We start from the raw sequence: 22,103 nt of genomic DNA, 5'->3' as shown, positions 1-22,103 counted from the left end.
GTCAGCCTTTCCGAGCGGCTTGCCCGAAGGGATGGATCGATCGAATGGTGAAATCGGCGCCCGCCGCAGGCTCGACGAAGAGCGCGAGCGCGTCGAGGCGATAAGGTCGATCGATAAACTCGGCGAAATGAGCCCGCGCCTTGTCCGAGACATCCCGGCGGACGATAGGCTCCAGGCTTTCGGTCAGCGTCATGTGGAAGCGAAAATCTTTCAGCACGTAAGGATAACCCCATTGCTCCAGATAATGGCGCTGGCGATCCGTTAGCTTTTGCGGGTTTCGCCGCGCGATCTCCGCCTCGCTGAGAGGGGCGCGGAAAGGCTCGGCGAGTTCGAGAATCTGCCTTTGAAGGAGTGCAAGCGCCTCGGGCTGCGGTTCGGCGACGAGCGCAAGAAACTGGCCGAGTTCGGCCAGTGCGAGACGCTCGAAAACGATCGGTGCGGCCTTCGCACAGAGATCCGACAGACGCTCTTCGAGCGCGCCGAGATCACATCCCTCGGCGAGCCGGAAGGGCGCCCGGATCGTCGCATGGAACCCATATCGGCGTGCCGATGCCGTCAATTCCGGCGCAATGGGCGAAACCTTCGGCGCACCGGTGAAGGCGCAGCGTCCGAGCCAATCGGCCGCCGCCTTGGTCAGCGGATGTTCGTAGGGCGGCGTGTGATAGATCGCAACGCGCATGATGCCGCCTCCTCGGTCAGAGAATCGGCCCTTGTCTATCCCCCTTGTGAGCGCCCTGCCAGAGCATCGCTTGCAAAGTTTTCATGAATCTATCGAGACGCCGCGAGAAGCCAAGCGGGTCACGATTTCAACCACGAGCCGCAGCGGTCGAGAACCCATCCCGCTCGTCGCCTTCGGCACGACCCTCTTCCAGGAAATCGCCGAAGAAACTGGAATCCTCAGCAATCCGGTTCGTTTCAATCTCCGCAAGCGAAAAGACTTGGCGGCGCAGCCAAGCCGTGAGCGCGACGGCGTCCTGGAAGGTCGCGACCGTCTCGAACGGAATCGACCGCCCGAGGGTCATGTCGATTGTCCCGCCGATCATGCGGGCCGCCTCATGAAAGAGCAGCGCATAGCGGAAGGATTGCGACACATGACTTGCAAGCTGGAATAGACGCGAATTCTGCCCACCCACATAGAGCGGTAGAACGGCAGCGCCGGAGCGCATGATCAGCCTTGCGCTCAGGGGTCCCCAGGGAAGCTCTTCGGCGGCCCGCGCCCAAGGGCGCGGCGTCGTCATCACGGCGCCAGCCGGGAAGACCACGAGACAGCCGCCGGATTTCAGATGGGCGAGCGCGGCCGTGCGGCTCTTGATGTTGCCCCGCTCGGCCTCCCGTGTGCCGCTGAAATCGATCGGAAACAGGCGCTCGGCGAGCTCCGGCACACGGGTGAGCGCCGAATGGGCGATGACCATCACATCGGGTCGTACGCGACCGAGGAGGCATCCGACGGCAATCCCGTCCATCGCGCCGAACGGATGATTGGCAACGACCGCGAGCGAGCCGGTCGCGGGTATGGCACCCTCCCCCCGCAGGCGGATCTCGACACCCATCCGCTCGATCGCCTCGATGAAGAAATCCTCGCCATGGGGCTCGGCGCAATAGCGCTCGTAAAGCCGTTCGAGCTTCGGCCGGCCGGTCAGCGCCTCGAGCGCCAGGCACAAGCGGCGCATCAACTTGTGCTCGATGGTCGCGGCATAGGACAGGCGAACGGCATCTTTGGCGAGACCAGTTCGAAGACCATGGTCAGGAGCGGCGGAGGAGGAGAGAGGATCGGTCGCGGACACGGAATCAATCGGTCTTTCGAAGACGGTGCCTCGGCCGCAGTCCCCGCTCACGCCGGAACGATGGACCGGCCGGGATCGGGCAACATCGGCCATTTCTTTGGGCCACTAACGATATCCCGCCCTTTTATCCGCAAAGGATGACGGTATCGTCTCGCCTTGATGACGGCTCCATGACGTCAATTTGCCTTACGACGCCTAGCCCTTGCATGCGCTTTCCCTCGGCCCGGCATGGCATTGAGCGGCCAGTAGCCCGAACGATGAAGCTTTCGTCGATGACGCCCTCCCTCCCCAACATCGGGTCTCGGAGCGGCATGTCATTCGGCCAAGGGTTTTTGCACCGCAAGCGCCTCGGCCGCGCGCGAGATGCCGCCCGCGAGAGGGAACAGTTCGGCCTGAAGCGCATGATAGATATCGGGCTTGCCGGCAAATTGGTCCATCGCTGGTCGGTCGTTCTCGCCAAGTTCCGGAAACCAGCCGCCTGTCTCATGGTCGATGAGGCACTGATCGGCAAAGCGCCAGAGCTTTCGGTACCAGACTTCGTCGCTCTCCTTGCGGTCGAGCTTGATCAGCGCTGCAACGACGCCGATTGCCTCCGTCACCGGCCACCAATAGCGGGCGTTGCGGGCAATGGTGCCATCGACGTTCAGCGTATAGGCGAAGCCGCCCCTCCTCTCGTCCCAGGCAAGAAGCGCCGTCTCGGCCAGACGCCGCGCCTTGGCGACACTGTCGTCGTCGGGCCGGCCGGCCAGATCCCAGGCCTGAAGGTGAAGCCGCGCCATCTCGAAGGAATGGCCCGGGGTCGTTCCGGCCGGACGGAACATCGGATTGCCCTCATAGGCGCGATCGATCCGCCAATCGTCCGTATAGTGTTCGGCGATCCGCCAGCCTTCCTGCGGCGCAATCCGATCGATGAAGAAGGCGAGAATTCGCCGGGCGCGCGTCAGAAAGATCGGCTCGCCGGTCGCCTCGAAGGCCGCGAGCAGGGCCTCGACGCCGTGCATATTGGCGTTCATGCCGCGATAGGTGGAAAAGGGCTGCCAATCGCGGGTGAACTCGTCGCGAAAAAGACCTACCGCCTCGTCCCAATAATGGCGGTCGAGAACGGCCACGATGTCGTCGAAAAGCCGATCGGCGTCAGGATGGCCGAGCTGCTTGGCGGTCGACGCCGCCAGAAGCACGAAGACATGGCCGTAGCCAAGCTTGATGCCGTCGACGACCTCTTCGCCATCCACCGCGTGAAGATAGCCGCCATGCTCCTTGTCGCGATGGCGCGTCCAAAGATCGTCCATGCCGCGATCGACAATGCCCGCCGCATCTGGACGCCCGGCGATCTGCGCGAGACCATAGGAATGGACGAGACGCGTCGTCGCAAAGAGCTCCTGAGGCCCTTTAAGGGGCTTGCCTTCATAGTCGAGCGAGACCAGACCGCCGTCTTGGCGAAGGCTGCGATCGAAAAAGGCGAGCTGGCGCCGCGCGTCCGCCGCCAGAAAGGCCCGATGTGTCGGATCGTCCAGCCAGAAGCCGGTTTCGGTCGAAGCGAGCGGCGGCGTCATGGGTGGGATCTCCTTGCGGGGCGGTTTGAGCCTCGATCGCTCAGAGGACCGAGAGCATGCCTCCATCTACATAGATCATCTGACCGTTGACATAGTTCGAGGCAGGCGAAGCCAAAAAGACCGCCGCGCCGACGAGTTCGTCCGGCTGACCCCAGCGACCGGCGGGCGTGCGGGACTTGACCCAGGCGTCGAACTTTTCGTCCGACAAAAGCGCCTCGTTCATGTCGGTGACCATATAGCCCGGACCGATCGCATTGGCCTGAATGCCGTGCTCGGCCCATTCGGCCGCCATGCCCTTGGTCAGAAGCCGGACGCCGCCTTTGGCGACCGTATAGGGAATGACGGTGCGCCGGGCGAGTTCGGAGGTGAGCGAGCCGATATTGATGACCTTGCCGTGGCCGCGCGCAATCATCCGCTTGGCCGCTTCGCGCCCCAGAAGGAAGGAGGCTGTCAGATTGGTGTCGATGACGCGCTGCCAGTCAGCGAGCTTCAATTCGACCATGGGTTGGCGATGCTGGATGCCGGCATTGTTGACCAGGATATCGATTTGGGTGCCCTCGGCATCGAACCTTTCGAAGGCCGCCTCGACCTCCTTCTCCAGTGCGACGTCGAACACTGCTTCCAGAACGTCATAGCCCTTGGCGCGCATCTCGTCCGCCGCCTGCTTCAACGTATCCGCTTTGCGCCCGTTGATGACGAGTTTCGCGCCCGCATCTCCGAGCCCTTCGGCGATCGCCCGTCCGAGCCCACGCGAGGAGCCGGTGACGAGCGCGGTCCGTCCGGTGAGGTCGAAAAGGGGATTGGGCTTGGTGGCGTGAGGCATCAGGAAAGCTCCGATTTGCGGATTGTGAGGTCGGACCGTTCGAAGACGGCGGGCAGAAGCTCGGTGCCGAGGCCCGGCCCCTGCATGGGCAGGACATGGCCGTTCTCGATCACCGGCAGTTCGGTGACGAGTTCCTTGTACCAGCCGGTATAGAAGGCCCGGACGGACTCCTGGATCATCGTGTTGGGCTGGGAAAGCGAGGAATGGACGGCGGCCACATAGGCGACCGGTCCGGTGCAGTCATGCGGGGCGTAGGGGCGGTGATAGGTGTCGGCGAGCGCCGCGATCTTGCGCCCTTCGGTGAGGCCGCCCGTCCAGACGAGGTCTGTCATGACGACGCCGATGGCGCCGGCTTCCAGCATGTCCTTGTAGGGGAAGCGGCTCCCCAGCGTCTCGGAGGCGCAGATCGGCACGCTCGTGGAAGCCGCCAGTTCCTTCAGCGCCGAGACCGAATTCATGCGGATCGGGTCTTCGTACCAGGTCGGATCGAAGGCTTCGAGTTCGCGGGCGATGCGTTTGATCGTCGGCAGATTCCACAGGCAGTGAAACTCCACCATGATCTGCATCTTATCGCCGACGCGCTTGCGGATCTTCTCGAAAGGCTCGATGGCGCGGCGCATGTCTTCGGCGGAGATGAAACGTCCGTCATTCGCGATGGCCGGCGGATCGAACGGCCAGATCTTCATGCCGGTGATGCCCTGTTCGAGCAGGCTATCGGCGACGGCACCGGCATCGGTCATGAAGCCCTGGAGGTCTTCGTAGGGGCCGTCCTTCTCGGCCCCGAAATTCCAGGTGTCGACCGGCTTGATCTTATTGGAGCGCACATAGCCGTAGCCGGCGCAGGTGTTATAGACGGGCACCTTATCGTGGCACAGGCCGCCCAGCATCTGATGCACGGGCTGGCCGCAGACCTTGCCGAAAATATCCCACAGAGCGAGGTCGATGGCGGAGGCCGCGCGGTATTCCGCCCCGGTCGAAGACTGCGCCATCGGCAGATTCACGAGTTCACGCGAATGGGCCTCGATGCGTAACGGATCCTTACCCAGGAGCCGGCCGGCGAGCGTGTCGTGGATATGCGCCTCGACGGCGCCCGCGCCATAAAAGGTCTCACCCAGCCCGATCGTGCCCTCATCGGTGTGAACGCGCACCCAGAGGACATTCGAGAATTCCTCGGTGCGCAGCGTTTCGAGCGCGGTGATCTTCAACGGTGTCCTCCACTAGCCTCTCGGCCTTCACGAGCCTGGTCCGACTGGTTCACGCGAACCGTGACGCAATTGACATGCCTTTGCATATCGTGAAATATCACAGTGGACGGATACGGGGATAGGGCCTGATTTGCAAGTTGCTTCGCCAGAACGGGATCGGAAAACGCTCACGACCAATGGCCACGAAGCGTCTGCGGCCGCATCGGGCGAGCCCGAAGCGGGCCGCGCTGCCGACCTGACGACGACGGCCTATGAGCGGATCGAGGAACTCTTCGTCTCGATGCAGCTTGCGCCCGGCGCATCCCTTCGTACCCAGGACATTCAGAGCCGAATCGGGCTGGGTCGCACCCCGGTCCATCAGGCGATCCGGCGCCTGGCCGCCGAAACCCTGTTCGAGATCCGGCCTCGCAACGGGCTGATGGTGGCGCCGATCGATCTGGCCCGCGAGCGCCATCTGGCAGTCCTGCGCCGCGACATGATCCGCTTCGTGACCGAAGCGGCGATGCGCAATATGACGGCGAACGAGCGGGCGCGGGTCCATTATCTGCGCAGGGAGCTGCTCTCCGGCGAGACGCCGATGAGCGTCGACCGCTTCAACGAGATCGACAAATCGTTCGATACGCTGTTGATCCAGGCCTCGGGCGAACGCTTTCTGGAACGGGCGCTGCGCCCGCTCCATGCCATTGCCCGGCGGACGGGTTACCTGCATTTGACGCAGATCAGCGGCGAGACCGGTCTTGCGCGGACAGTCGAGCGCCACATCGCCATCATGGATGCCGTTCTCTCCGGCAACGAGCGGGCGGCGCGGGACTCATGCGAGGCTTTGGTCGCCTGCGGCATCGACATGATCGACGAGTTGGAACGCCGGATCGATCCGCATTGGCTCGACATCCGCTATGCTCCGGTCAAAGGCAGCGAGGCGAAAAACCCCTCCGCCACCGTGACATAAGCGGCCGGCCCCTATAGCGAACGCTTCATCAGGGGAGCGTTCGCCGCCTTCAACCCCAAGACTTCATCCAAGGGAGGATTCTCATGAAAAACCAACTCGTTCGCGCAGGCGTTGCCGCCGTCGCGATACTCGCCATGGCCGGCTTCGCCAACGCTCAAGACTATTCGTTCCGCTTTCAGTCGTCCGATCCGGCCGGCAACCCGAATTTCGAATATCAGAAAGGCTGGACCGACCTCGTCAAGGAGCGCTCCAATGGCCAGGTTCAGATCGAGCTTCTGCCGGTGGGTTCGGTGGTCGAATATAACGAGACGCTCGACGCGGTCGCGGCCGGCATTCTCGACGGCCAGATCTGCGATAGCTCCTATTGGGCCGGCAAGGATCCCGCCTTCGGCCTGATCGCCAATCCGGTCGGTGCCTGGTCCGATCCGGCCCAGATGATCGATTTCGTCGAGAATGGCGGCGGCAAGGAGATCATGCAGGAGCTTCTGGGCTCTTACGGCCTCCATTTCATCGGCGTCTCGACGCCGGGTCTCGAAGCTTTCGTCTCGCGCGTTCCGCTCGATGGCGTGGACGATCTCAAGGGCTTGAAGATGCGCTCGCCGGAAGGCCCGATCGCCAATGTCTTCGCGGCCGCCGGCGCCTCGCCCGTGAACCTGCCTTCGGCGGAAGTCTACACCTCGCTCGACAAGGGCGTCGTCGATGCCGCCGATTATTCAGTGTTCTCGGTGAACCAGCAGCAGGGCCTTAACGACATCGCGCCCAACCCTGTCTATCCGGGCTTCCACTCGCTGCCTCTCGTCGAAGTCTCGATGAACCAGGCAAAGTGGGACGCGCTGCCAGACGACATCAAGACGATGCTGGAAGAGACCGTCAAGGAATTCCAGAAGACCCAGATCGAGGGCAACAAGGCCGCCGATCTCAAGGCAGTCGAGGAAGCCAAGGCGGGTGGCAAGATCACCATTCACGACTGGTCAGAGGAAGAGCGAGCCAAGTTCCGCAAGCTCGGCCAGGCCGAATGGCAGACCATCGCTCAGCAGTCGCCGATGGCCCAGAAGGTCTATGACACGCTGACCGCCTATTTGACGGAAAAGAACCTCCTTCAGTAAAGCGCTTGCAGGCGGCCGCTCCCTTCAAAGGTGCGGCCGCTTCGCCTTCCGGCCGTCCTTTCCTCTTTCCAGCGCGATCCCCATGAGTGACCCATCCCGCACCGATGACGACACCGATCTGGCCGCGACCAGCGAAGGCACCGGCCGCACCGCGCCCGAAGCCGGGCTGATGGGAAGGCTGGTCGACCGCGCCGGCTATATCTTCGCCGCCGGCATCGTCGTCGCGGCGGCCATCCTGCTTTACGAAGTCGTCATGCGCTACTTCTTCGACAGCCCGACGATTTGGGTGCATGAGACGAGCGTCTTCCTCTGCGGGCTCGCCTTCGTCTTCGGCGGTCTCTACTGCACCTCGCGCAACAGCCATATCCGCGTCGTGCTGCTCTATGACAGCTTCCCGCCCTGGCTGCGCCGTATCGCCGATATCGGCATTTCGATCGTCTCGGCGATCGCTTCTGGCTTCTTCGCCTATGCGGCCTGGCACATGGTCATGCGCGCCGTCGTCACGCCGGCCGGCACGATCCGGCTGGAGACCACGGGCAGCGCCTGGAGCCCGCCGACCCCGGCCCTCATCAAAATCTTCGTCTTCGTCGTCATGGTCCTTCTGGTGGTCCAGTTCCTCATTCTCGCCGTCAACTATGCGCGCGGCAGTCATCGGTCGGCCAAATGAGCCAGATTCTCGATATCTCCTTCAACCTTCAGTCTCTCGGCATCGGCTGGGGGACTTTGGTGATGTTCCTCATGCTGGTGGCGCTTCTGCTCACCGGCATGCCACTCGCCTTTGTCACGCTGCTCGTGGCGCTGATCTTCGCGCTTGGCTGGTTCGGCCCGATGTCGATCCCGCTGATCACCAGCCGCGTCTATTCTTTCGTGATGAACTTCGTCTTCGTCTCGGTGCCGATGTTCGTCCTGATGGCGGCGATCCTCGACCGATCGGGCATCGCGCGCGATCTCTTCGACGCCATGAAGCTCTTCGCCGGCCGAATTCGCGGCGGTGTCGCCGTCCAGACCGTCTTCGTCTCGGTCATCCTCGCGGCGATGAGCGGCATCATCGGCGGCGAGATCGTGCTTCTCGGCATGATCGCCCTGCCCCAGATGCTGCGGCTCGGCTATGACCGGAATCTCTCGATCGGCGTCGTCTGCGCAGGCGGCTCGCTCGGCACGATGATCCCGCCCTCAATCGTGCTCATCATTTACGGCCTGACCGCGAATGTCTCGATAGGCGAGCTCTTCACCGCAGCCTTCCTGCCCGGTTTCATGCTGGCGATGTTCTATGTCGCCTATATTCTCTTCCGCGCCTATGTCTCAACCGGCTATGTTCCGGAGCCCGAGCAGGAGCCGATCCCGACCGCCGAAAAGCTGCGGCTGCTCAAAGGTCTCGCCTTGCCGATCCTCGTGGTGGTGATCGTTCTCGGCTCGATCTATGGCGGCATCGCCTCGGTGACGGAGGCCTCCGCCATCGGCGTCGGCGGCGTCGTCTTGTCGACCATCCTGCGCGGCGAGTTTTCCTATGCCCTGATGCGCGATGCGGCGATGCAGACGCTCGCCACCGTCGGCATGATCGTCTGGATCGGCATCGGCGCGACCGCGATCGTCGGCGTCTACAACCTCATGGGCGGCGTCAACTTCGTCTCCGACATGATCACCGGCGTGTCGGACAATCCGACGGTCATCATCCTGTTGATGATGGCGATCCTCTTCGTCCTTGGCGCCTTTCTCGACTGGGTGGGCATCGCGCTTCTCACCATGCCGATCTTCGTGCCGATCGTCCGCGATCTTGGCATGGACCCGGTCTGGTTCGGCGTCCTGTTCTGCATGAACATGCAGATCTCGTTCCTGTCGCCGCCCTTCGGCCCCGCGGCCTTCTATCTGAAGTCCGTCACACCGCCAGAAATCTCGCTCGGCGACATCTTCAAGTCCCTGCTGCCCTTCATCTGCCTGCAAATGCTGGCGGTCGGTCTTCTCGTCGCCTTCCCGTGGATCACCGGGCGATAGACGCATGGTGCCGCAAAGCTTCAGGGCTTTTCGCACACCATCACACCGCCAAAGCAACGACGTCTGGGCGAAACAGCAAATCCGATTGAGCGCATTCCGCTCTCAACCAAAACGGCCTTCCTCATGATTGGCATGGGGAAGGCCGTTTGGCAGGATCATCCATTATAGTCGCCCCCCAAGGGGCAGCGGGAACAGGCCTACCAAGACGGCAGGCCCGCATGGCCTCACGCGGCCTTGGCTAGCGCCGCGATGCGCCCGCGAAGCCGGTCGGCTCCTGCCATGATCTGGTCGAGAACGGCGTCGACCGCCCAATGGCGCTCTTCGAGATCGTAAGCCACGACCCGCGTGTGCTCGCTGGCAAAAGTGCCGATGCGGCGGTGGTAGCGCTTGGCGAGCTTGGGATAGCCCATGGCCTCGCTCATGGCCGACAGCACCAGGAATTCGTCGACTTCGGCGGCGAGCAGCGGATGGGCCGTCCCGTGCGTGTAAAGCCAATTGTAGAGATCGGGGTGGAAATTGTTCATGACCCCGGAGAAGCCCTCGCCGCCCGCTTGCATAGCGGCATAGGCGATCGCGGCATTAGCGTTGTTGATGGCAAGCGGCGTGCCTTTGACGATCGCCAAACGGCGTTTGACCACATCGAGATCGCAGGAAACGTCCTTGAGAAAGGCAAAGCGCCCGCTCTCGGCGAACCAGCGTAATTCGTCCTCGCTCAGGAGCCGGCGATAGGGCGCCGGGCACTCATAGAGGCCAAAGCGCATATCGGAAGGCAAGGCGTCGATCAGCGCCTTGGCGTTGGTGAGAAGCGTTCCCGCCGGATCGTCTTTGCCGGCGAGCCTATTGGTGACGAGGACGACCGCATCGACCCCCGTCTCGGCGATCGCCGTCAATTCCGCCAACTGATCGTCCCGGCTGTCCGAGATATGACCGGATGCGACGACGGGAATGCGACCCTTGACGTGATCCATCGTGAAGCGGGCGAGAGCCACGCGCTCGTCGAGCGACAGGGCCTGCATCTCCGAGGATTGGCAGACCGCGAAGAGCCCTTGCGCGCCATTCTGGAGGTACCAGTCGAGGAGACGGCCATAGCCGTCGAAATCGATGCTGTCGTCGTCGTTGAAGGGGGTGATGACGACGGGAAAGATACCCGAGATCGCGGAGGCCATGGGTTTAAGTCCTTGGGAGAAACCGGTTGAGAGATGTCGGCCCGTCAGCCGGCATAGCCGAAGAGACGGGGCAGCCAGAGGGTGATCCCTGGAAAGAGGATGAGAAGGAGGAGCGCGAAGATCAGGACCGCAAGGAAAAGCCAGATTTCGCGGATGATCTCGACCAGCGGGATCCGCGTCACGGCATTGATGACGAAAAGCAGGATGCCATAGGGCGGCGTGATCAGGCCGATCATGCAATTGACGATGGCGACGACGCCGAAATGGACGAGATCGATGCCGAGTTCGCGGCAGGCCGGCAGGAAGAGCGGGATGATGACGAGAATGATCGTCGAGGCATCCAGAACGCAGCCGAGAAGCAGGATGAGGAGATTGACGAGAAGCAGGAAGGCGAGCGGCGAAATGTCGAGCCCGACAAGGGCTTCCGCGACACGGCCCGGCACGTTCTCCGAGGCGACGATGTAATTGAGGATCAGCGCTCCGCCGATGACGAGACCGACCGCGGCCGAGGAGCGGGCGCTGGTGACGAGGATGTTGTAGAACACCTTGAAGCTGAGGCTTCGATAGAAGACCGCCGCGAGGATGAGGGCGTAGAAGGCCGCGACCGCCGCCGCCTCGGTCGGCGTCGTGACCCCGCCATAGATGCCGTAAAGAAGAATGATGGGCATCATCAGCGCCGGGAAGGCGCGAAAGGTGGTGCGTGGCAGCTCTTTCAAGGGCACCGGCTCTTCGACGGCGAAATTGCGCCGATAGGACAGCCAGAGATTCATCGCCATCAGGACGAGGCCCATCAAGAGCCCAGGGAAGATGCCGGCGAGGAAGAGAAAGCCGATCGAGGAATTGGAGACCAGGGCATAGAGCACCATCGGGATCGATGGGGGAATGATCGGCCCGATGGTGGCGGAAGCAGCCGTGATCGCGGCGGCATAACCGCGCGTATAATGGCCGGACTTCGTCATCATCTCGATGATGATCTTGCCGATACCAGCCGCGTCCGCCACCGCCGAGCCCGACATGCCGGAAAAGACGAGCGAGGCCATGACGTTCACATGGCCGAGACCGCCGCGAAATCGCCCGACGACGGCAACGCAGAAGCGCAGGAGCCGGTCCGACACCGTACCGGCATTCATGATGTTCGCCGCCACGATAAAAAGTGGCACGGCGAGCAGGATGAAGCTTTGATAGAGCCCGTCCATCAGGACCTTGCCGGCGATACCGATGCTCTGTCCGGCGGCATAGAGATAGACGAAGGATGCGATGATGATCGCATAGGCAACGGGCGCGCCGAGGGCCGCGATGATGAGGAGGACGAGGATGCAGAGGAGGAAGGCGAGGCTCATCGTCCGCCCTCCCCGCCCGGCAGGTCATCAGGATCATTCATCGAATGGCGGAAAGCGCGCCAGACGGCGAAGAGATAGCGCGCCGACACGGCAACGAGAAAGACAATGTAGATCGCATAGACGTCGCGCATGCGGATCCAGTCGCCGAAGAGATCGCCGAGGGTCGCGGTCTGCTTCAGCCTCAAAATGGCGAAGCGATCCCAGGTCGGCGCGATGGACAGAAGCAGCCCGCCGGCAATGGCAAGGCCCGTGACGATGATGAAGATGCGTCGGACCGGCCAGGAGACGCTCGCCGACAGGATGTCGAAGGTGACGTGATCGGTGTCGCGTACGACGAAGGCATTGCCCCAGAAGATCAGCCAGACCCAGAGGGCCAGGCAGAATTCAAGCGTCCAGCCGAAATGGGTCGGGTCGAAAAAGGGGAAGGCCGCGACGAAGCCGTCGAGCCGCGCGCCATAGCGGATGGCGACCTGCAGGATGAAGGTCGCGAACATCAGAAACATGAAGAGCGCGGCGACCGCCTCGGCCGCGCTGCGAAGCGTCGCGACTGTTCTCGACATGGCAGGATCCGGTTGAACTGGAGGATGCGGAAAGTGCGGCTAGGGGGACCGAGGCCGAGACCGCAAGCGCGCCAGGGTCTCGGCCGTCTTGGAGCCGGCCTCGCGCCCATCATCGCGACAGGACGAGCGAGGCCGGCGCCGCAGGATCACTTCGCGAGAGCGTTGATCTTCTCCAAGACGCCTTCCGGCCAGGATTGGGCGAATTCCGAACCCTGATAGGCCGCTTGGACATGCTCGCGGAAGGCGGCAAGATCCGGCTCGTAAACGTCGAGCCCCTGCTCGCGCAGGAAGCCGACCAGTTCCTCTTCCTTGGCGATCTGCGCCTCACGCGCCGATGCGGCGGCATCGTCAGCCGCCTTTTGCACGGTCTCTTGCTGTTCCGGAGTCAGCTCGTCCCAAACCGCCTTCGAGAAAGCGATATAGTTGAGATCGACCAGATGCTGGGTCAGCGCGACCTGCTTGGTCACCTCGTAGAACTTCGCGTCGACCACGGTCGGCAGCGGGTTGTCCTGCCCGTCGACCGAGCCGGTCTGAAGCGCGGTGTAGATTTCCGTGAAGGCCATCGGCGTCGGATTGGCGCCGAGCGCACGGCCGAGGAACTGCCAGGCATCGCTGCCGGGCATGCGCAGATTGACGCCCGAAAGATCGTCCGGTGTCTGAATGTTCCGCTCGGATTTCGGAAAGCGCAGATTCACATGGCGCTTGCCGAGATACATGACCGAGAGGAGCTTCACGCCGAGTTCGTCTTCGACCTTCTGCTTGAACGGATCCATCAACGGATCATTGAAGACGGCGACCTGATGCTCGGCGCTCTGATGGACATAGCCAGCCGTGAAGATCGAGAATTCGGGGAAGAAGGTGGCGAGTTCCTGAGCCGAGGCGATCGACATTTCGAGGTCGCCGGAGGCGATGGCTTCGAGCTCAGAGCCCTGCGCGACGAGGGACGCGTTGTAATGGGGCTCATAAGCGGCGAAGCCCTCGACCGCCGGTCCGAAGACCTCGGCGAGCGCGATCGTGCGCTGGTCCGTCTCGGAAGCCGGCGTCGACATCCGGATCGTGACCTTGTCCTGAGCGAAAGCGAGGCTGGAGCCAAGGGCCGTTGCGCCGGCAAACGCGAAACCGCAGGCCAGAAGCAGGCGACGAGTGATGGGCATGAAATGGTCCTCCCGAGACGATTGGCAGTGATGGCGTGCCCTCCCGGCAGTCGTCGCCATCTGGACTTCCAACTAACATGTTAGTAAGATGTCATCAATCGGAAAAGCGGAGACCCGATGTCGAACCCGACGTCCGAAGCGCTTTCAGCATCGGAGCAAGAAGCCCACGGAAAGTCCGGGATGGGCTCGCTGCGGCGCTATGCCTATGGGAAAATCGAGGATCTTCTGAATTCCGGCCAGTTGAGGCCGGGCCAATTGGTCTCCCAGCGTGAACTCGTCGAGGCGACGGGGGCAACGCTCGGCTCGGTGCGAGAGGCCATTCCCCGCTTCGAAGCCGAGGGGCTTCTGGTCACCGTGCCGAAAAAGGGGCTGATGGTCCCAAGCCTCGACGTGGCCTTCGTGCGAGAAGCCTATCAATTGCGCCGAATGATCGAATTGTCCGCCCTCCGAGAAGCAGCGCGGCGCATTCCGCGCGAACAGATCGAAGAATGGCGAGTTTGGCATGAGGCAAAGGAGATCGCGGTTCAGGAATCCGCCGGCGGAATCGCTCGAAGTCTGATCGATCAGGTCCAACGTTATGACTGGGCCATGCATGCCGAGATCGTCGCCGCTCTCGGCAACCGATTGGTCGACAATGTCTATCGCGTCACGGCGATCAAGATCCGCATGGCAGTCCAGTCGCGCCTGCAAGTGACGGGCGACAACGCCGCGCGGATCCTGAAAGAACATCGAGCGATCCTCGACCCTCTTGCAGAAGGTCATGTCGAAGCCGCAACCCGCGCCTTGGAGCGCCACATCGACAACTCCATGACAATCGCTCTGGGCGGGACGGTCACTTGAGAGACCCGTTCGGGTGTCGGCTCGCGCGCTGCTGGCCCCATATGCGCGAGGCGCGGCGAATCATCCGCTTGGTCTGTTTAGCGAAATCGGCGAAATTGTTGGTGGGAAGCGTCGGGCTTGGCAACCCGCTTCCCTCAAATCCAATGCGGGAGCGAGGCGTCGTCGATGGATCACTGGTATGGGCTGATCGAACTCGGGATCCTGGTCCTGATCATGGCGATCGCCTGGTACACGCAGATATATAAAGGCCCGCTCGCCGTCGAGAAGCGCGAGAGGCGTCGGCGCGAAAAGCGGGAGGCTGAGCACAGGTCTGGGGAACGGAAGGGCTGACGTCCACATTCTGCGTCATAGTCCGGCTTGTTGGAGCCCGTCGCCGCCTGGAACGAGGCGATTATCCGTGCGCGGGATGTTCCCAATCCGGCACCACCACATGGGTCGAGCCACGATAGGCCGCGTGATGGATTTCATAATCCACGCCCGCGAATAGAACACCGGCCAACAGGAAGCTGATGACCATTCCGATAAGGATATCCGAAAACATCCGTCGTCTCGCTTTCTAAAGCATGAGGGGCGCGCGCAGCACGACGTCCCTGATACCACCATGCATCAAAACAAGGTCTGAGAACGGCTTGGCGACGCAAATCCGTCGCAGCCCGCTCCAAGGCGCCTTTCCAACGGGAAAGAAAACGCAAAAGCCGATACACCCGGACGGCGTGCCGCCGCAAGCCATTCGGCATTTGCGCCCGCCGAATGGTTTATCGGGCAAAAGCTTATGCGCTACCGCACCTCGATCGCCTCCGATCGAGATCGAGCAAGGCCCCGAGCCCTTTTCTCCCGTACCAATCGCCGTTACGAGCAGGCAAGCGCGCTACTCATACTCTTCGGGCGCATCGGCGGGACCGTCAGGAAAGTTGGCACAATGGACTCTTTGAAGTTTGGAACCAGTGGCCTGCGCGGCCTCGTCACCGATCTCGACACCCCTGCGGCCTATGCCTGGACGCGGGCCTTTGTCGACCATCTCGAAGCCTCGGGCCAGGCGGGAAGTCGGACGGTTTTTATCGGCGAAGATCTGCGGGCCTCGAGCCCGGCGATTGCCCGGCGCGTCGCGGCTGCGATCCAGGACGCGGGAATGACGCCGGTCGCCTGCGGCGCCCTGCCGACGCCGGCGCTCGCCATGGCCGCGATGGCGCGAGCTGGCGCGGCCGTCATGATCACCGGCAGCCACATTCCCGACGATCGCAACGGCCTGAAATTCTACGTGCCAACGGGCGAAGTTTCGAAAAGCGACGAAGCCGGCATCAGGGCGGCCCATGAGGCCTTGCCGGCCGATGTCAGACAGGTCGAGACCACTCTCGATCTGTCAAGCGTCGAACAGGCGGGAACGGCGGCGCTGAAGGCCTATGCCGAGCGCTATATAGCGTTCTTCGGCAACGAGGCCCTCAAAGGCCTGACCGTCGGCCTTTACGAACAGAGCTCTGTCGCTCGCGACAGTCTCGGCGACATTCTTAGAGGCCTCGGCGCCGATGTGGTGTCTCTCGCCCGCGCCGACCGCTTCATCCCGGTCGATACCGAAGCGCATCGGCCGGAGGATATCGCGCTCGTTGAAGGCTGGGCCGGCGAAGGGCGGTTCGACGCGATCGTGTCGACCGATGGCGACGCGGACCGGCCGATGGTCGCCGATTCGAAGGGTGCGATCCTGAGAGGCGATGTCCTCGGGCTCATCGTCGCCCGCCACCTGAAGCTTCAGACGATCGTCACCCCAGTGACCTCCTCTTCCGCGATCGAGGCGACGGGTATCGCCTCGACGGTCAAGCGAACCAAGGTCGGCTCCCCCTTCGTCATCGCCGGGATCGAGGAGGCTCGGACAGCAGGCCTTTCCGGAATCGTCGGCTTCGAAGCGAATGGCGGCGTGCTTCTCGGCAGCGATGTGGAGCGCGATAGCAAAAGACTGCCGGCGCTCGCCACCCGCGATGCGGTCCTGCCGATCCTGTGCGCGCTTCTGGAGGCCAAGGCCGCCGGCACGAGCGGCCTGTCAGGCGTCGTCGCCTCGCTCAATGCAGGATGCACCGCCGCCAATCGCCTGAAGGAGATTTCGGCCGATCGCTCGGGCCCTTTCCTCCAGCGGCTTGCGGAGGACGAAGCCTATCGGTCCAAGCTCATGGCCGATATCGCGCCGATCCAGGGCGTCGACGCTCTCGACGGGGTTCGCATGGTCCTCGCCGGCGGCCGGTCGATCCACTACCGAGCTTCGGGCAACGCCCCCGAACTACGCTGCTATGTGGAAGCACCGACTGAGGACGAGGCGAACAAGCTCCTGGTGAAAGGCCTCGCGCTCGCGGAAGCCGAGCTGGCGGCGTCCTGAAAACGATTTCGCGCATCCAACAAGCCAGGCCTGTCCGCTCGCATTTTTACTTTCCGGCCTGAACGATGGCCGCGTCAGCAAACTTCGAAATGCGCGAATGCGCCCCCGACGCTTCGTCATCCTCGCCCTCGAAGAGGGCGGGGACCATGCTGTCCCCTTCGATGCGGCATTCCGGCGGAGGAAGAACGCGGCGCATACCGCGAAGGTGAGCAGGCGTGATGAGCGCTGAGGCATGGATCCTAAGGCCCTGAATGTCCAAGGATTACTACGGTACGGGACGGACTGAGAAAGCCGCAACTGTCCGTAGCTGGCACTGTCGATCCGGAGGGCTGACGAAGGGAGCAGGCTCAACGCCAAAAGGTCCTCTCTTGCTCCCATTTTCGCCCCCTCAGTCTCTCCCCGTCTGATCGTCCTCAACGCCAACCAAGCGCGCGGGCCGCGGCGCCGGACCGCTCGTCGGTTTCGGCCAGCCTTCGCGCTGGCGGCCGCGAATGCCGTCGATCTCTTCGCTTTGGTCGTGGAAGAGCAGCACCTTGGTGTCGAAGGGCATGTCGATGCCGGCCGCGTCGAGCGCCGTCTTGATGCGCTCCAAAGCGGCGGCCTGGGCATGGACCACATCGGTGCGCTTCGAACTCGTCCACCACCGCGCCCTGAGCGTTACCCAGGAGGCGGCGAGATCCATGACGAGAACTTCCGGCTTGGGTTCGGCCTCGACGCCCGGCGTCTCGCCGAGCGCCTTCAGGATCACGGCGCGCGCTTGCTCCATGACGTCGCCATAGCCGATGCCGATATCATATTGAGAGCGCCGCACCGCATGGGCCGTGTTGACGGTGACGGCGTTGGAATAAACGTCGGCATTCGGGATGATCACCCGTCGGCGGTCATAGGTCGTGATGATCGTCGCCCGGGTCTCGATCCAGTCGACGGTGCCCTCATAGCCGTTGACGACGATCTGATCGCCCACCTGGAAAGGCTGGCGGATAAGGAGAAGCAGCCCGGCCAGCCAGTTCTGCAGAATGTCCTTGAAGGCGAAACCGATGGCGACGGAGCCGATGCCGAGACCCGCGAGCAGGTCAGCCGGGTTGAGCGAGGGAATGACGATCGTCAAACCGATAAGCGTGCCGAAGAGAATGATGAGCCATTTGACGAAGGCACCCAGCACCTCGCCGAGATTGTCGCGGGAATGACGACGCGCCCAGCGGTTGAAGGCCCGGTCGAACAGCCATCCGACCATCCAGAAGATCGCAATGACAACGAGGCCGACGACGATGTTGGGCAGTAGCTTCTGGAAACCGATGACCCAGTCTTCGATCTTGCCGAGCGCGAAAGCGGGCTCGAGAGTGACCGCCTGATCCAAGGTTTGAGGTTGCCCACTGGCGGCGTCGGCCAGGTTTTGCGTCTGCGTCTGCGCCCAAGCCTGCATATGATCTCCGCGTCTTTAAGGGTCTGCGGAGCCGCTGCCCGCGCGTTAAAAACGACGCGTGGGGAGAAAACGTTGCGAGGTAGAATGCAACAAGAGCGCCGCACGCTCGACAGCGCGCCGCCCTCTGTGCTTTGGCGCAAAGGGTTCGAGCCGCGCCAAGACACCACGAACCATGCATCTTGTCTTGCGGCGGTCAGGCGACCTTTGCAGGCTCGCTCCGGCTCGAAAGCGTATCCTCCTCGGCCTCCGGTCGCCGGCCGGCGCGCGCGGCGATGAAGCTGACGATCAATAGCTGGAAGAAGTGGAACAGCATGATGGGCAGGATGATCAGCCCCACATCGCTGCGTCCCGCGAAAATGACGGGGGCAAGCGGCACGCCGGCGGCCAGCGATTTCTTCGAGCCGCAAAAGGCGACCGCGATCACGTCCTCCTCCGACATAGCGAGAAGCTTGGAGACCAGAACGGTCGCGGCATAAATCACGAAGAAAAGCACGATCGCTGCCACGGCGATTTCGGCAACGACCAGCGGATCGTGGCGCAGCCAGACGCCGTCGGCCACCGAATTGGAAAAGGCCCCGTAGACGACCGCAAGGATGATGCCACGATCGGCGAGCTTGATGACGGCTTTGTGCCGCTCAGCCCAGCCGCCGAGCCAGTGCCGGGCTACCTGCCCGACGATGATCGGCAGAAGGACCAGAAGCACCACCTTGAAGATCGTCGGTAGAAGCGGCACCGGCGCTCCGCTCGATTGCAGATACCAGGCCATCAAGGCCGGCGTCAGAACGACGCCGAGCAGGCTCGACAGGGTCGCGTTGAAGATGGCGACCGGCACGTTGCCGCGCGCGAGCGAAACCATGGCGACCGAGGAGGAGACGGTCGAGGGGAGAGCCGCGACATAGAAGAAGCCGATTTCCGCCGCCTCCGGCAAGGCGCCCGGAAACAGCGTCACCGCCAGCAGGACCACGGCCGGAAACAAGCCGAAGGTCGTCAACACGACGACGATATGCGCCTTCCAGCGCGTCAGCCCATGCTTCATCCGCTCGGGCGCGAGCGTCAGACCGTAAAGGAAGAAGACCGCGCAGACGCCGTAAGTGGTGACATAATCCCAATGGAGCAGTCCGCCAGTCCGGCCCGGTTCGGGAAAGAGGATCGCAAGGATCACGGCCGCCGCCAGCGCGAGCACGAACTTGTCGATTTTCGGAAGCCGCATGGACATTCCCTTCCTTGTCTTGTCTCGGTCCGGCCTTGGCAGATGAAATCCGTTTGATCGCTCCGCGAACCGTACTTTTTTAAAGGCGCTCAAACGCCGTGCGGGCTTTGATACGGAGCCCGACTGAACCAGTCGGACACCGTATCAGGCCTGGCGCCCGGCGCGTCTGGCTTTCTCGGCCGCATCCGCCTTTTGCGTCTTGGCATCCCCGATACGGGCGTTGAGCGAGGCAATATAAGTCTGCGCCGAGCGGATCAGATGGAGACGAAGGCGACGCTCGGCCGTGATCGCGTCGCGCTCGACGATCGCTTCGACAATGGCCTCGTGTTCGGCATTCGATTGCTCGGCCCGCTCGCGATTGAGAAGCTGGGAGCGCCGGAAGGGAGCGAGCTTGACGCGCATGCCATGGGCGATGTCGATCAGATCGCTATTATGGGTGCCGAGATGGATCATCTCGTGGAGCTCGCCATTCGCCCGCTCATAGTCTTCGAAGCGCCCGGCGGCCGCGAGTTCGCACATGGATCCGTGAAGCTTCGACAGCGCCGCCCGTTCGCTCGGGCTCATCCGACCCGCTGCCAGACGACCGCACAGGCCTTCGATCTCACCCATCGCCTCGAACATCTCCTCGATGCGCTCGGGCGAGAGATCGCAGACGACGACGCCGCGATAGGGCACGCGCTCGGCGAGCGAACGGGACACGAGGATGAGAAAGGCTTCGCGGACCGGCGTGCGCGAAACGCCGAAACGTTCGGCGATCGCCGTCTCGTCGAGCTTGGCACCGGCGGATAGCGTGCCATCGACGATCTCCGTCTCAAGGCATTCGGCGATGAGATCGCTATGGACCGCGCGCTGCCCCTGGGCTTGCGCCTTTCCCTTCGCCTCACCACTCATGCCCGCTCGCCCCGATGGATTGTCCGCCCGCCGATCTACCAGCCGAGCGAGCGGCCTGCCACCCTTCTCCGCACCCTTCGCCCGCCTCGCGCTCCCAGCCGGATCCCGCTCGCGCCCATCGCGTCGATCAAAGCCCATTCGCCCCTCCCTTCGACGATCAGAACGCGGCCGCGCCGCCATCGGCCCGCGGATCGCTGGCGCCCTCGATGACGCCGGAGGGGTGACGCACGACGGCGCCGGCATGACCGGCAAGATCGGAGAAAGGCGCGATCATCTCGATCTCGTGCCCACAAGCCTCGAGTTCGGCGACAAGCGACGGCGAGAAGCGATCCTCTAATTTCAGCGACGTCGTCACCTCGCCCCAGGTGCGACCGAGAAGCCAGCGCGGCGCGGTGACGGCCTGCTGCAGCCCCTGGCCGAACATCGCATAGCGCGAGAAGATCGCGGCCTGGGTCTGGGGCTGTCCTTCCCCGCCCATGGTGCCATAGGCCATGATCCGTCCGTCCTTCAGATGGGCAAGCGCCGGATTGAGCGTGTGGAACGGCCGGCGACCGGGGCCGAGCTGGTTGGGGCCGGCTTTCAGGGAAAAGCCCGCGCCGCGATTTTGAAAGACGACGCCGGTGTCGGGGCAAGTCAGGCCGGACCCGAACTCCCAGAAGACGCTCTGGATGAAGCTGACGACGCGGCCTTCACTGTCGGCTGCGCCCATCCAGATCGTGTCGCCATCTTTCGCTTCGTGCGGCCAAGGCAGTGCGCGCTTTCGATCGATCCTGGCATGGAGCGCATCGAGGTCTTCGGAGCGCAGCCATTCGCTTGCGGCCCTCTCCATAAAATCCGGGTCGCCGAGGCCTTGGTTTCTCAAGATGAAGGCCTGTTTCGTGGCCTCCACCAGCCCATGGACATGATCGAACCCTTCGCCGAGCGCGACCTTCAGCCGGTCGAACAGAGCAAGGATCATCAGCGACGAGACCCCTTGCGTCGGCGGCGGCATGTTGAACACCGTTCCAACCGACAGTTCTGTCGACAAAGGCTCGACGATCTCGGCCTCGAACCGCTCGAAATCGCCGAACCGCAGGGGCGAGCCTTCGGCCTCCAGAAAAGCCGCATGGGTCTGTGCGAGACTGCCGCGATAGGCACTCTCCAGTCCCTCGCGAGCGAGAGTCGCGAAGGTCTCGGCCAACGCCGGCTGCTTCAGGATGCTGCGCTCTTCGGGCGGTTCGCCGCCGGGCAGATAGATCTCGGCAAAGCCCGGAACGTCCTTCAGCCCGCTGAGCTTGGCGCGGGTGCAGTCGCTCTGATTGCCGGTGACGACGATCCCGTCCCGGGCATAGGCTTCGGCGGCAGCGAGAAGATCGCCGAGCGGCAGGCGCCGGTCTTCGGGCACCATGTCCAAGGCCTTCGCCCAGCCGGAGATCGTGCCCGGCACGGTCAAGGCCGCCAGGCTGCCGCGCGCCGGGATGGTGTCGTGATGGCCATGACTTGCGTAGAATTCAGGCGTTGCGAGCGCCGCCGCGCGGCCACAGGCGGAAATGCCCACCGGCGCCTTGCCCGGCTCCTGGACGATCCAGAATCCGTCGCCGCCGATCGAGTTCATATGCGGATAGACCACGGCGATGGTGGCCGCCGCCGCGACCATCGCCTCGATCGCAGTCCCGCCCTTGGCAAGGACGTCGCGACCGGCAAGGGCGGCGGACAGATGCGGGGCGCTGACGCAGCCATTGAGCCCCGATGCGGAATGCAGCATG

At 63.1% G+C, this 22,103-nt stretch carries 21 protein-coding genes; 7 read left to right on the top strand and 14 right to left on the bottom strand.

All coding sequences use genetic code 11. The features are described from left to right. Position 1: 1 nt before the first annotated feature. The 5 genes from B9A15_RS02930 to B9A15_RS02905 all read right to left on the bottom strand — a co-directional run bounded on the left by B9A15_RS02930 (position 2) and on the right by B9A15_RS02905 (position 5,365). Positions 2–679, bottom strand: coding sequence for a DUF1045 domain-containing protein (locus B9A15_RS02930; protein WP_084408542.1), 678 nt, complete (start codon positions 677–679; stop codon positions 2–4). 127 nt (positions 680–806) lie between these two features. Beyond that, positions 807–1,784, bottom strand: coding sequence for a lysophospholipid acyltransferase family protein (locus B9A15_RS02925; protein WP_170923144.1), 978 nt, complete (start codon positions 1,782–1,784; stop codon positions 807–809). 314 nt (positions 1,785–2,098) lie between these two features. Further along, the gene (locus B9A15_RS02915) at positions 2,099–3,337 is read right to left on the bottom strand and encodes an AGE family epimerase/isomerase (RefSeq protein ID WP_084408539.1); all 1,239 of its coding nucleotides are present in this window, start codon (positions 3,335–3,337) and stop codon (positions 2,099–2,101) included. Positions 3,338–3,377: 40 nt separating this feature from the next. Then, entirely contained in the window at positions 3,378–4,160 is a 783-nt protein-coding gene (locus tag B9A15_RS02910; RefSeq protein ID WP_084408538.1) for an SDR family oxidoreductase, read from the bottom strand. After that, positions 4,160–5,365, bottom strand: a complete 1,206-nt coding sequence (locus B9A15_RS02905) for a mandelate racemase/muconate lactonizing enzyme family protein (protein WP_084408537.1) — start codon at positions 5,363–5,365, stop codon at positions 4,160–4,162. The genes B9A15_RS02910 and B9A15_RS02905 overlap by 1 nt, the downstream gene beginning before the upstream one ends. A 130-nt stretch (positions 5,366–5,495) precedes the next feature. On the opposite strand from B9A15_RS02905, the gene B9A15_RS02900 reads away from it, so the two are divergent. The 4 genes from B9A15_RS02900 (at position 5,496) to B9A15_RS02885 (ending at position 9,412) form a co-directional block, all read left to right on the top strand. Further along, the gene (locus B9A15_RS02900; RefSeq protein WP_210190469.1) at positions 5,496–6,314 is read left to right on the top strand and encodes a GntR family transcriptional regulator; all 819 of its coding nucleotides are present in this window, start codon (positions 5,496–5,498) and stop codon (positions 6,312–6,314) included. Positions 6,315–6,397: 83 nt separating this feature from the next. Then, a complete protein-coding gene (locus B9A15_RS02895) occupies positions 6,398–7,420 on the top strand; it encodes a TRAP transporter substrate-binding protein (protein WP_084408536.1) in 1,023 nt (340 codons plus the stop codon). A gap of 82 nt (positions 7,421–7,502) precedes the next feature. Further along, entirely contained in the window at positions 7,503–8,087 is a 585-nt protein-coding gene (locus B9A15_RS02890) for a TRAP transporter small permease subunit (protein ID WP_084408535.1), read from the top strand. Beyond that, positions 8,084–9,412, top strand: a complete 1,329-nt coding sequence (locus B9A15_RS02885; RefSeq protein ID WP_084408534.1) for a TRAP transporter large permease — start codon at positions 8,084–8,086, stop codon at positions 9,410–9,412. Before B9A15_RS02890 ends, B9A15_RS02885 begins: the two co-directional genes overlap by 4 nt. Positions 9,413–9,636: 224 nt before the next feature. Here B9A15_RS02885 and B9A15_RS02880 read toward each other — a convergent pair whose 3' ends face one another. From B9A15_RS02880 to dctP, 4 genes are all read right to left on the bottom strand, one after another. After that, on the bottom strand, positions 9,637–10,578 hold the full coding sequence (locus B9A15_RS02880; protein WP_084408533.1) for a dihydrodipicolinate synthase family protein: 942 nt from the start codon (positions 10,576–10,578) through the stop codon (positions 9,637–9,639). A gap of 44 nt (positions 10,579–10,622) precedes the next feature. Beyond that, positions 10,623–11,918 carry a TRAP transporter large permease gene (locus B9A15_RS02875; protein ID WP_084408532.1) on the bottom strand — a complete coding sequence of 432 codons (1,296 nt, stop codon included), beginning with the start codon at positions 11,916–11,918 and terminating at the stop codon, positions 10,623–10,625. Continuing rightward, positions 11,915–12,478, bottom strand: coding sequence for a TRAP transporter small permease (locus tag B9A15_RS02870; protein ID WP_084408531.1), 564 nt, complete (start codon positions 12,476–12,478; stop codon positions 11,915–11,917). Before B9A15_RS02870 ends, B9A15_RS02875 begins: the two co-directional genes overlap by 4 nt. 146 nt (positions 12,479–12,624) lie before the next feature. After that, entirely contained in the window at positions 12,625–13,632 is a 1,008-nt protein-coding gene (gene dctP / locus B9A15_RS02865; protein WP_084408530.1) for a TRAP transporter substrate-binding protein DctP, read from the bottom strand. Positions 13,633–13,812: 180 nt separating this feature from the next. Between dctP and B9A15_RS02860 the strand changes: the two genes are divergently transcribed. Then, complete coding sequence (locus B9A15_RS02860) at positions 13,813–14,472, top strand: GntR family transcriptional regulator (protein ID WP_244556770.1); 660 nt, start codon at positions 13,813–13,815, stop codon at positions 14,470–14,472. A 117-nt stretch (positions 14,473–14,589) separates the two neighbouring features. After that, a complete protein-coding gene (locus B9A15_RS22815) occupies positions 14,590–14,802 on the top strand; it encodes a hypothetical protein (protein WP_210190468.1) in 213 nt (70 codons plus the stop codon). A gap of 61 nt (positions 14,803–14,863) precedes the next feature. Here B9A15_RS22815 and B9A15_RS22810 read toward each other — a convergent pair whose 3' ends face one another. Next, complete coding sequence (locus tag B9A15_RS22810; protein ID WP_170923142.1) at positions 14,864–15,013, bottom strand: hypothetical protein; 150 nt, start codon at positions 15,011–15,013, stop codon at positions 14,864–14,866. Between the two features lie 378 nt (positions 15,014–15,391). Here B9A15_RS22810 and B9A15_RS02855 point away from each other — a divergent pair, with 378 nt between their 5' ends. After that, positions 15,392–16,834 carry a phosphohexomutase domain-containing protein gene (locus B9A15_RS02855; protein ID WP_084408528.1) on the top strand — a complete coding sequence of 481 codons (1,443 nt, stop codon included), beginning with the start codon at positions 15,392–15,394 and terminating at the stop codon, positions 16,832–16,834. A 388-nt stretch (positions 16,835–17,222) separates the two neighbouring features. Here the strand turns inward: B9A15_RS02855 and B9A15_RS02850 are convergent, their stop codons facing one another. The 4 genes from B9A15_RS02850 to B9A15_RS02835 all read right to left on the bottom strand — a co-directional run bounded on the left by B9A15_RS02850 (position 17,223) and on the right by B9A15_RS02835 (position 22,102). Continuing rightward, a complete protein-coding gene (locus B9A15_RS02850) occupies positions 17,223–18,191 on the bottom strand; it encodes a mechanosensitive ion channel family protein (protein ID WP_244556769.1) in 969 nt (322 codons plus the stop codon). 259 nt (positions 18,192–18,450) lie between these two features. Next, positions 18,451–19,467 (bottom strand): bile acid:sodium symporter family protein, encoded by a 1,017-nt coding sequence (locus B9A15_RS02845; protein WP_244556768.1) that lies wholly within the window; start codon positions 19,465–19,467, stop codon positions 18,451–18,453. Positions 19,468–19,611: 144 nt separating this feature from the next. Next, complete coding sequence (locus tag B9A15_RS02840) at positions 19,612–20,496, bottom strand: GntR family transcriptional regulator (RefSeq protein ID WP_244556767.1); 885 nt, start codon at positions 20,494–20,496, stop codon at positions 19,612–19,614. Between the two features lie 19 nt (positions 20,497–20,515). Further along, complete coding sequence (locus tag B9A15_RS02835) at positions 20,516–22,102, bottom strand: gamma-glutamyltransferase family protein (protein ID WP_084408525.1); 1,587 nt, start codon at positions 22,100–22,102, stop codon at positions 20,516–20,518. Position 22,103: the final 1 nt, after the last annotated feature.

It is taken from the genome of Fulvimarina manganoxydans, from assembly GCF_900176465.1.
GTDB lineage: Bacteria > Pseudomonadota > Alphaproteobacteria > Rhizobiales > Rhizobiaceae > Fulvimarina > Fulvimarina manganoxydans.
Note: the sequence above shows the minus strand (reverse complement) of the source record. Positions and strands in the feature narration are given on the sequence as shown.

What these genes read in the sequence shown, in the direction of transcription:
- B9A15_RS02930 (WP_084408542.1), bottom strand. Translation starts at nt 679, where the DNA reads ATGCGCGTTGCGATCTATCACACGCCGCCCTACGAACATCCGCTGACC.
- B9A15_RS02915 (WP_084408539.1), bottom strand. Translation starts at nt 3,337, where the DNA reads ATGACGCCGCCGCTCGCTTCGACCGAAACCGGCTTCTGGCTGGACGAT.
- B9A15_RS02910 (WP_084408538.1), bottom strand. Translation starts at nt 4,160, where the DNA reads ATGCCTCACGCCACCAAGCCCAATCCCCTTTTCGACCTCACCGGACGG.
- B9A15_RS02895 (WP_084408536.1), top strand. Translation starts at nt 6,398, where the DNA reads ATGAAAAACCAACTCGTTCGCGCAGGCGTTGCCGCCGTCGCGATACTC.
- B9A15_RS02890 (WP_084408535.1), top strand. Translation starts at nt 7,503, where the DNA reads ATGAGTGACCCATCCCGCACCGATGACGACACCGATCTGGCCGCGACC.
- B9A15_RS02885 (WP_084408534.1), top strand. Translation starts at nt 8,084, where the DNA reads ATGAGCCAGATTCTCGATATCTCCTTCAACCTTCAGTCTCTCGGCATC.
- B9A15_RS02880 (WP_084408533.1), bottom strand. Translation starts at nt 10,578, where the DNA reads ATGGCCTCCGCGATCTCGGGTATCTTTCCCGTCGTCATCACCCCCTTC.
- B9A15_RS02875 (WP_084408532.1), bottom strand. Translation starts at nt 11,918, where the DNA reads ATGAGCCTCGCCTTCCTCCTCTGCATCCTCGTCCTCCTCATCATCGCG.
- B9A15_RS02870 (WP_084408531.1), bottom strand. Translation starts at nt 12,478, where the DNA reads ATGTCGAGAACAGTCGCGACGCTTCGCAGCGCGGCCGAGGCGGTCGCC.
- dctP (WP_084408530.1), bottom strand. Translation starts at nt 13,632, where the DNA reads ATGCCCATCACTCGTCGCCTGCTTCTGGCCTGCGGTTTCGCGTTTGCC.
- B9A15_RS02860 (WP_244556770.1), top strand. Translation starts at nt 13,813, where the DNA reads ATGGGCTCGCTGCGGCGCTATGCCTATGGGAAAATCGAGGATCTTCTG.
- B9A15_RS22810 (WP_170923142.1), bottom strand. Translation starts at nt 15,013, where the DNA reads ATGTTTTCGGATATCCTTATCGGAATGGTCATCAGCTTCCTGTTGGCC.
- B9A15_RS02855 (WP_084408528.1), top strand. Translation starts at nt 15,392, where the DNA reads ATGGACTCTTTGAAGTTTGGAACCAGTGGCCTGCGCGGCCTCGTCACC.
- B9A15_RS02845 (WP_244556768.1), bottom strand. Translation starts at nt 19,467, where the DNA reads ATGCGGCTTCCGAAAATCGACAAGTTCGTGCTCGCGCTGGCGGCGGCC.
- B9A15_RS02840 (WP_244556767.1), bottom strand. Translation starts at nt 20,496, where the DNA reads ATGGGCTTTGATCGACGCGATGGGCGCGAGCGGGATCCGGCTGGGAGC.
- B9A15_RS02835 (WP_084408525.1), bottom strand. Translation starts at nt 22,102, where the DNA reads ATGCTGCATTCCGCATCGGGGCTCAATGGCTGCGTCAGCGCCCCGCAT.